The organism is Enterococcus sp. AZ197 (genome assembly GCF_050556405.1).
GTDB lineage: Bacteria > Bacillota > Bacilli > Lactobacillales > Enterococcaceae > Enterococcus > Enterococcus faecalis.
Genome location: NZ_CP187873.1, coordinates 2332977 through 2342500, shown reverse-complemented (window position 1 = coordinate 2342500; position 9524 = coordinate 2332977). Strand labels below are relative to the sequence as shown.

11 protein-coding genes (1 of these 11 only partly in view) are annotated in these 9524 nt (G+C 38.4%); all 11 read left to right on the top strand.

Annotated features, from left to right (window positions below; all coding sequences use genetic code 11):
- Positions 1–819 carry the 3' portion of a cell wall glycolipid biosynthesis glucosyltransferase BgsA gene (bgsA, locus tag IGK82_RS11345; protein WP_002359375.1) on the top strand. The gene continues 186 nt to the left of window position 1, outside the view, so the window shows 819 of its 1005 coding nt (coding positions 187–1005); its start codon lies off the left edge, out of view; the stop codon is at positions 817–819.
- 46 nt (positions 820–865) lie between these two features.
- Complete coding sequence (gene bgsB, locus IGK82_RS11340) at positions 866–2089, top strand: cell wall glycolipid biosynthesis glucosyltransferase BgsB (protein WP_010707991.1); 1224 nt, start codon at positions 866–868, stop codon at positions 2087–2089.
- A 72-nt stretch (positions 2090–2161) separates the two neighbouring features.
- Positions 2162–3052 carry an NAD(P)-dependent oxidoreductase gene (locus IGK82_RS11335; protein WP_002356274.1) on the top strand — a complete coding sequence of 297 codons (891 nt, stop codon included), beginning with the start codon at positions 2162–2164 and terminating at the stop codon, positions 3050–3052.
- A 100-nt stretch (positions 3053–3152) separates the two neighbouring features.
- Entirely contained in the window at positions 3153–3383 is a 231-nt protein-coding gene (locus IGK82_RS11330) for a YkuJ family protein (RefSeq protein WP_002379802.1), read from the top strand.
- Between the two features lie 389 nt (positions 3384–3772).
- Positions 3773–4213 (top strand): fatty acid biosynthesis transcriptional regulator FabT, encoded by a 441-nt coding sequence (gene fabT, locus IGK82_RS11325; RefSeq protein ID WP_002362455.1) that lies wholly within the window; start codon positions 3773–3775, stop codon positions 4211–4213.
- A gap of 15 nt (positions 4214–4228) precedes the next feature.
- Positions 4229–5194 carry a beta-ketoacyl-ACP synthase III gene (locus IGK82_RS11320; RefSeq protein WP_002359378.1) on the top strand — a complete coding sequence of 322 codons (966 nt, stop codon included), beginning with the start codon at positions 4229–4231 and terminating at the stop codon, positions 5192–5194.
- Positions 5195–5246: 52 nt separating this feature from the next.
- Entirely contained in the window at positions 5247–5474 is a 228-nt protein-coding gene (locus IGK82_RS11315; protein ID WP_002356278.1) for an acyl carrier protein, read from the top strand.
- A gap of 136 nt (positions 5475–5610) precedes the next feature.
- Positions 5611–6567, top strand: coding sequence for an enoyl-[acyl-carrier-protein] reductase FabK (fabK, locus tag IGK82_RS11310; RefSeq protein ID WP_002356279.1), 957 nt, complete (start codon positions 5611–5613; stop codon positions 6565–6567).
- Between the two features lie 32 nt (positions 6568–6599).
- Entirely contained in the window at positions 6600–7529 is a 930-nt protein-coding gene (gene fabD, locus IGK82_RS11305; protein WP_010709897.1) for an ACP S-malonyltransferase, read from the top strand.
- A 3-nt stretch (positions 7530–7532) separates the two neighbouring features.
- Positions 7533–8270, top strand: a complete 738-nt coding sequence (fabG, locus tag IGK82_RS11300; protein ID WP_002356283.1) for a 3-oxoacyl-[acyl-carrier-protein] reductase — start codon at positions 7533–7535, stop codon at positions 8268–8270.
- An 18-nt stretch (positions 8271–8288) separates the two neighbouring features.
- The gene (gene fabF, locus IGK82_RS11295) at positions 8289–9524 is read left to right on the top strand and encodes a beta-ketoacyl-ACP synthase II (RefSeq protein WP_002356284.1); all 1236 of its coding nucleotides are present in this window, start codon (positions 8289–8291) and stop codon (positions 9522–9524) included.

Below are 9524 nucleotides of genomic sequence, written 5' to 3'. Positions count from 1 at the left end.
AAAGCACGCAAACTAGGAAAAAAAGTTATTTATCATGCCCATTCGACAGAAGAAGATTTTCGTAATTCCTTTATTGGGTCTAATCAACTGGCACCATTAGTAAAAAAATATCTTATCAGTTTGTATTCTAAAGCGGATCATTTAATTACACCAACACCGTATTCTAAAACATTGCTAGAAGGATATGGCATTAAAGTGCCTATTTCGGCTATCTCAAATGGTATTGATTTATCACGCTTTTATCCTTCAGAAGAAAAGGAACAAAAATTCCGAGAATATTTTAAAATAGATGAAGAGAAAAAAGTAATTATTTGTGTGGGATTATTTTTTGAACGCAAAGGAATCACTGATTTTATTGAAGTTGCGCGACAGTTACCAGAGTATCAATTTATTTGGTTTGGTGATACACCAATGTATTCTATCCCAAAAAATATCCGACAATTAGTTAAAGAAGATCATCCAGAAAATGTTATTTTCCCAGGTTATATTAAAGGAGATGTCATCGAAGGGGCCTATGCGGCAGCGAATCTCTTCTTTTTCCCTTCTCGTGAAGAAACGGAAGGAATTGTTGTTTTAGAAGCATTAGCTAGTCAGCAACAAGTTTTAGTGCGTGATATTCCAGTTTATCAAGGCTGGCTAGTAGCTAATGAAAATTGTTATATGGGTCATTCTATTGAAGAATTTAAAAAATATATTGAAGGCTTATTAGAAGGGAAAATACCTAGCACTAGAGAAGCAGGCTATCAAGTAGCAGAGCAAAGAAGTATCAAGCAAATTGGTTACGAGTTAAAAGAAGTCTACGAAACAGTCTTATCTTAACAAATATTGAAGGCAGTTATTGTTAGATGAAATGGAGGTAATGAGAGTGAAAATTGGTTTTTTTACTGATACGTATTTCCCGCAAGTGAGTGGGGTAGCGACTTCTATTAAGACCTTAAAAGATGAATTAGAAAAGCACGGCCATGAAGTGTATATTTTTACGACAACCGATCCTAACGCGACGGATTTTGAAGAAGATGTCATACGAATGCCTAGTGTGCCATTCGTGTCTTTTAAAGATCGCCGAGTAGTGGTTCGCGGCATGTGGTACGCCTATTTAATTGCCAAAGAATTGGAATTAGATTTAATTCATACACATACTGAATTTGGTGCGGGTATTTTAGGGAAAATGGTTGGGAAAAAAATGAAAATCCCTGTCATCCATACGTATCATACAATGTATGAAGATTACTTACATTATATTGCTAAAGGAAAAGTTGTCCGTCCATCACATGTTAAATTCTTTTCAAGAGTGTTTACAAATCATACGACAGGTGTTGTTTGTCCCAGTGAACGTGTAATTGAAAAATTACGGGATTATGGAGTGACCGCACCAATGAGAATTATTCCAACAGGGATCGAAATTGATAAGTTTTTACGTCCCGATATTACTGAAGAAATGATCGCTGGAATGCGTCAACAACTAGGTATTGAAGAGCAACAGATTATGTTGTTATCGTTAAGTCGAATTTCTTATGAAAAAAATATTCAAGCAATTATTCAAGGGTTACCACAAATTATTGAAAAATTACCACAAACTCGTTTAGTAATAGTTGGAAATGGTCCCTATCTAGAGGATTTAAAAGAATTAGCAGAAGAACTAGAAGTTAGTGAATACGTTCAATTTACGGGTGAAGTGCCAAATGAAGAAGTCGCCATTTATTATAAAGCTGCTGACTATTTTGTCAGCGCCTCAACGTCAGAAACACAAGGCTTAACTTATACAGAAGCGATGGCTGCTGGCGTTCAATGTGTTGCAGAAGGGAACGCCTATTTAAATAATTTATTTGATCATGAAAGCTTAGGCAAAACTTTTAAGACAGACAGTGATTTTGCCTCAACATTGATTGACTATATACAAGCAAATATTAAAATGGACCAAACTATTTTAGATGAAAAATTATTTGAAATTTCTTCTACAAACTTTGGCAACAAAATGATTGAATTTTATCAAGACACATTGATTTACTTTGATCAACTTCAAATGGAAAAAGAAAATGCGGACTCAATAAAAAAAATTAAAGTAAAATTTACATCTTTAAGAAAATAAACTGCAAAACTTTCCTCCTTCGTTTATACTGAAGGAGGAAAGTTTTTTATTTTAAGAACGGAGGAAGCTACTATGTCTAAAATCGGCTTTATTGGAACGGGTGTCATGGGGAAATCAATTATTCGTAACATGATGAAAAACAATTTATCTGTCAATGTTTACAATCGAACAAAAAGTAAAACAGATGATTTAGTTGCTGAAGGAGCAGTTTGGTATGATACGCCAAAAGCAATTGCGGAAGCGAGTGATATCATTTTTACAATGGTTGGCTTTCCTTCAGATGTTGAAGGCGTGTATTTTAATGAAACAGGGATTTTTCAAGCAGATCTTACAGGTAAAATAGTAGTAGATTTAACCACAAGTACGCCGACCTTGGCTGAAAAGATTGCCAAAAAAGCAGCAGAAGTGGGTGCTCATGCGTTGGATGCGCCAGTTTCTGGTGGTGACTTAGGTGCTAAAAATGGTACTTTAACAATTATGGTTGGTGGCGATCAAGAAAGTTATGACACCGTCTTACCAATTTTCAAAACATTTGGTAAAACGTTTATGCTACACGGCTCAGCTGGAAAAGGGCAACACACTAAGATGGCGAATCAGTTAATGATTGCAGGCACAATGACCGGTTTGACTGAAATGCTCGTTTACGCAAATGCGACAGGATTAACTTTAGAAAAAGTTCTGGAAACAGTCGGTGGTGGCAGTGCTGCAAACTGGTCGTTAAGTAATTATGGACCACGTATTTTAAAAGAAGATTATACGCCAGGCTTTTTTGTTAAACATTTTATCAAAGATTTAAAGATTGCGTTAGATGAAGCAAAAAAACTTGACCTTCCATTGCCAGCGACGCAAAAAGCGACAGAATTATATGAAAGCCTTGCAGATAAAGGGTTTGAAAATGATGGCACACAGGCCTTAATTAAGCTTTGGTGGACAGATGGCAAGCAACCAACGAATAAAAATTAAAGAACAACAAAAAAATCAAAAAAAATGACGAAAAATCATGCAAGTTAGGCAATGTTTTGTTACAATGGTACAGAACTAGTTTGCAAAAGGAGGCCCACTGATGAAACATTCACAACTTGTGGCGATTATTAAGAGACTGGAAGCAATGATCGAAGCAGCAGATAATGAAGTACAAGTACGCCGCTTTGAACGTGAAGGCGTAGAGAAATGTATTGTAAGTTTTGATAAATCAACAGAAACATTTGAATTAACAGAATCTGATACGCACCAAAGCTATCAATTCGATAACATCGATATTGTAGCAATGGAAATTTACGACTTAATTCAATAATTAATCGTCCTACATTTTAATAAGGGAGTGGAGTAGAAGCACCAAAGCTTCTGGTTCACTCTCTTCTCGTATTATCCAGTCAAGTTGTAGCAATAGCTTAGTGGGAGTTTAAGAATTATATAACAAAAATCACTGGCACTTCTCAATCAGGGGAGTGCCAGTGATGCTTTTTAGTTGCACTTCTTTCCTTTTTCTGTGAAAATAGTTTGGGTATCAAAGTAATTGATCCTTTTTTTAAAAGCCTCGTCCCTTGAAAATGCGCCTTTTTTGAAATATTTGAAGAATATTTCATTAAAAATATAGAAAATTCTCTTGCATTCTTTGCTTATTTACGATATAGTTTGAACATCAAATGTTTTGATAATCAAAGTATATGGATGGTGCACAGAATGGAACCTAATTTAGAAACAGTCAACGATTATTTAGTCAGTGTCTTTAATGACATCTTAACGATTGAAGAATCTGAATTGAAAAAATCACAATTTAATGATTTATCCATTACGGAGATGCACACAATCGAAGCAATTGGTATGTACAAGAAAAAAACGTCTTCAGAAGTAGCCAAGGAACTGTCAATTACCGTCGGAACACTTACTGTAGCGATTAACAACTTAGTTAAAAAAGGCTATGTTGAACGTTTGCGTAGTGAAGATGATCGACGTGTAGTAAAGCTTGGCTTAACTAAAAAAGGAAAATTACTTTTTAGAGTCCATCAGCATTTTCATCGTGAAATGGTTAAAAACATTTTGAAAGGCATGGAGCAAGAAGAAGAACAAGCGCTGTTAAGAGCACTAAAAAATCTTCATGATTTCTTGCAAGAATACAAATAAAAAGTGAGGATCCCCATGAAGAATTATGCACGAATTAGTTGTACAAGCCGTTATGTTCCAGAGAATTGTGTCACGAATCACCAACTGAGTGAAATGATGGATACCTCTGATGAATGGATACATTCGCGAACAGGCATTAGTGAACGTCGCATCGTTACGCAAGAAAATACGTCTGATTTATGTCATCAAGTCGCAAAACAGTTATTGGAAAAATCTGGAAAGCAAGCAAGTGAGATTGACTTTATTTTAGTTGCAACAGTGACACCAGATTTCAATATGCCTTCTGTTGCTTGCCAAGTGCAAGGCGCAATTGGCGCTACTGAGGCTTTTGCTTTTGACATCAGTGCAGCGTGTTCTGGTTTTGTCTATGCCTTAAGCATGGCAGAAAAACTAGTCTTAAGTGGTCGTTATCAAACAGGTCTAGTAATTGGTGGCGAAACATTTTCCAAAATGTTGGATTGGACCGATCGCTCCACAGCGGTGCTTTTCGGTGATGGGGCTGCCGGCGTCTTGATTGAAGCGGCTGAGACACCGCATTTTCTAAATGAAAAATTACAAGCAGATGGACAACGGTGGGCGGCTTTAACGTCAGGCTACACGATCAACGAAAGTCCTTTTTATCAGGGGCATGAGCAGGCTAGTAAGACGCTACAGATGGAAGGACGTAGTATTTTTGATTTTGCGATTAAAGATGTTTCACAAAATATTTTATCACTCGTGACGGACGAAACCGTGGATTATCTTCTACTACATCAAGCAAATGTGCGCATTATCGATAAAATTGCACGTAAGACGAAGATTTCCCGCGAGAAGTTTTTAACGAATATGGATAAATATGGCAATACCTCAGCTGCTAGCATTCCTATTTTGTTGGATGAAGCAGTTGAAAATGGGACCTTAATTTTAGGTTCCCAACAACGCGTGGTGCTAACAGGATTTGGCGGCGGCTTAACATGGGGCTCACTGCTCCTAACGCTGTAAAAAACTGTTCACATATAAATGAAGAAAATGACTATTTTGGAGGAATATACACATGGTATTTGAAAAAATTCAAGCAATTATCGTAGAAGAATTAGGAAAAGATGCTGAAGAGGTACAATTAACTACAAACATTCAAGAAGAATTAGACGCGGATAGCTTAGATTTATTCCAAATCATTAACGAAATCGAAGATGAATTTGATGTGAAAATCGAAACAGAAGATGGCATCCAAACCGTTCAAGATTTAGTAACATATGTAGAAAAACAACAAGCAAACTAATACATGAAAATAGGGGGCTGGGACATTTAATTGCTAAATGACCCAGTCCCTAAAAAAACAAGTAAATAAGCCGGAAAAATCCTTTTTTACTTGAATGAAGTGTACTTATCTTAGAACTAAAGGACGTATAAAATCAATGAATCAACAGTTATGTGAGTTGCTTGGAATCAATTATCCCATTTTTCAAGGCGGTATGGCTTGGGTAGCCGATGCTTCATTAGCAAGTGCCGTGTCAAACGCTGGTGGATTAGGGATTATTGCTGGCGGCAATGCCCCAAAAGAAGTCGTAAAAAAAGAAATTAAAAAAGTTAAAGAATTAACGGAGCAACCCTTTGGTGTCAATATCATGTTACTTTCACCTTTTGCCGATGAAATTGTCGATTTGGTTTGTGAAGAACAGGTTCCTGTCGTAACGACAGGTGCAGGCAATCCAGCCAAATACATGGCTCGTTTTAAAGAACATAACATTAAAGTAATCCCAGTAGTTCCTTCAGTTGCTTTAGCAAAAAGAATGGAAAAAATTGGTGCCGATGCTGTCATTTTTGAAGGAATGGAAGCTGGTGGACATATTGGCAAGTTAACCACTATGAGTGGCTTACCGCAAATCGTTGACGCTGTGTCAATTCCTGTGATTGCAGCAGGTGGGATTGGTGATGGTCGTGGTATGGCTGCGGCCTTTATGTTAGGTGCTGAAGCAGTCCAGTTAGGCACACGTTTTTTAATTGCCAAAGAATGCAACGTTCATCCAGATTATAAACAGAAAGTTTTAAAGGCACGTGATTTAGATGCAGTAATTACCTGTCAACATTTTGGCCATCCAGTGCGTACTTTAAAAAATAAATTAACTGCTCAATATAATCAATTAGAAAAGCAAGAACTTCAAAAAGAAGTACCTGATTTAGAAATGTTTGAAAAGATTGGTCAAGGCGCTTTGCGCAAAGCTGTCGTTGACGGGGATATGGATTACGGTTCCGTCATGGCGGGACAAATTGCCGGGTTAATAAAAAAAGAAGAAACAGCCCAAGAAATCATTGATTCACTCATGTCTGAATGCAAAGCGATTGTACATAAGATGAATCAGCGTTGGGGCTAAGTGAATAATTTTAACAAAAAATGAGGTGTCGTATGAAAACAGCGATTTTATTTAGTGGACAAGGAGCCCAGTATCAAGGGATGGGTGAAGAATTATATCACCAAGAAACGATTGTTCGGGAAACCTTCGATGAAGCAAGTCATATCTTAGGTTATGAGATGGCAGAACTTTGTTTTACTGAAAATGAACGTTTAAATGAAACAGAATATACGCAACCTGCTATTTTAACAGTCAGTGTCGCATTTTACCGTCTTTTGCAACAAAAAGGACTAACGCCTGATGTCGTAGCGGGTTTAAGCTTAGGGGAATACAGTGCTTTGGTTGCCAGCGGGGCTTTGCGTTTTTCAGAAGCAGTGGCCTTGGTCCAAAAGCGCGGTCAGTACATGACAGAAGCAGCACCACAAGGAACTGGCAAAATGATTGCTGTCATGAATGCTGAGCGTGAAGTAATTGAAAAAGCCTGTCAAGAAGCCAGTGCTTTCGGAATTGTGGCTCCAGCAAATTATAATACACCACAACAAATCGTGATTGGTGGTGAGGTTGCTGCTGTTGATCAAGCGATGACACTTCTCAAAGAAGCTGGTGTGAAGCGAATGATTCCGTTAAATGTGAGTGGCCCTTTCCATACGGCGCTGTTACAACCAGCATCAAAAAAATTGGCTCAGGATTTAGCAAAATTGAACTTTCAAACGATGCAAATTCCTGTCATTAGTAATACGACTGCCGAAATTATGCCCCAAGAGGCAATTCAAGCGTTATTGGAAAAGCAAGTCATGTCTGCGGTACGTTTTGAAGACAGTATCGAAACGATGAAGGCTATGAACGTGGGAACGATGATTGAAGTTGGTCCAGGGAAAACATTAACTGGTTTTGTTAAAAAAATTGACAAAACAATTGAAATGCACCGTGTGGAAGATGTTGCAACATTAACAGAAACGTTAACAGCACTTACTGGGAGGTAAAAAATGGAATTAACAGGAAAAAACGTATTTATTACTGGAAGCACTCGTGGGATTGGCAAAGCAGTTGCGTTGGCTTTTGCGAAAGAGGGCGCCAATATTGTTTTAAACGGTCGGAGTGAGATTACGCCAGAACAACGACAAGAAATTGAAGCCTTTGGGGTAAAATGTATTGGCCTTTCTGGAGATATTTCCGATTTTGATGCAGCGGGTGAGATGATTCAAGCAACCGTTGACCAATTAGGCTCGATTGATATTCTGGTGAATAACGCTGGGATTACGAATGATAAATTATTATTACGAATGACAAAAGAGGATTTTAATGCCTGTTTAGATATTAACTTGGTAGGAACTTTTAACATGACCCAACAAGCGGTTAAACGTATGATGAAACAACGAAGTGGTCGGATTATTAATATGGCTAGCGTTTCTGGTTTAATGGGAAATGTTGGTCAAGCAAACTACGCTGCGAGTAAAGCCGGTGTCGTTGGTTTTACTAAATCGGTGGCACGAGAAGTTGCGCCGCGCGGTATTACCTGCAATGCGATTGCACCAGGGTTTATCCAAACAGAAATGACGGATGTTTTATCGGAAAAAGTTAAAACACAAATGAATGCGCAAATTCCCTTACAAACGTTTGGGCAAGTCGAAGATGTCGCAGCTACAGCGATATTCTTAGCTAAAAGTCCCTATATTACTGGGCAAGTCGTGAATGTTGATGGCGGCTTAGTCATGCACGGATAAACGAAAGGAGTCAAAAGGATGAATCGAGTAGTTATTACCGGTTACGGTGTCACCTCGCCGATTGGCAATGAACCTGAGACTTTTTTAGAAAGTTTGAAAACAGGGAAAAATGGTATCGGACCGATTAGTAAATTTGATGTTAGTGAAACAGGTGTCACCTTAGCAGCTGAAGTGAAAGACTTTCCAATGGAAAAATATTTTGTTAAAAAAGATGGCAAACGCATGGATAAGTTTTCGTTATTTGGCATTTATGCGGCCTTAGAAGCAATGGCTATGAGTGGCTTGGATACCAGTCAACTAGATGTGGATCGGTTTGGCGTTATGGTGGGTTCCGGGATTGGTGGTTTGGAAACAATTCAAAATCAAGTAATTCGGATGCACGACAAAGGACCTGAACGTGTGGCACCGTTATTTATTCCAATGGCGATTGGAAACATGGTGGCGGGAAATATTGCTTTACGTGTTGGTGCCAAAGGAATTTGTACGTCAACAGTGACGGCTTGTGCTAGTGCAACCCATTCAATTGGGGAAGCGTTCCGCAATATCAAACATGGCTACTCCGATGTCATTATTGCTGGTGGAGCAGAAGCGCCTATTACAGAAATCGGTATTTCAGGATTTGCTTCCTTGACCGCTTTAACAAAGGCGACTGATCCAGAAAAAGCCTCAATTCCCTTTGATAAAGAACGTAGTGGATTTGTGATGGGAGAAGGAGCGGGTGTCTTTATTTTAGAATCATTAGATCATGCTCTAGAACGAGGCGCAACTATTTTAGGTGAAGTGGTTGGCTATGGTGCTAATTGCGATGCCTATCATATGACATCACCAACACCAGATGGGAGCGGCGCAGCGAAAGCCATGGTACTAGCAATGGAAGAAGCTGGGATTTCTCCAGAAAAAATTGGCTATATTAACGCCCATGGAACAAGCACACAAGCCAATGACAGTGCAGAATCTAAAGCAATTGAATTGGCTTTAGGTGATGCCGCAAAAACGGCGTATGTAAGTAGTACAAAGAGTATGACGGGACATCTCTTAGGCGCCGCTGGTGGAATTGAAGGAATTGCTACCCTAAATGCTTTACAACATCAATTTATTCCGCCAACCATTAATGTGGAAAATCAAGATGAAGCAATTACGGTGAACGTTGTTTTAAACGAAAGCAAAGAGCATAAATTTGATTATGCTTTAAGTAACTCGCTAGGCTTTGGTGGCCACAATGCAGTTATTTGCTTAAAACGCTGGGAGGATTAA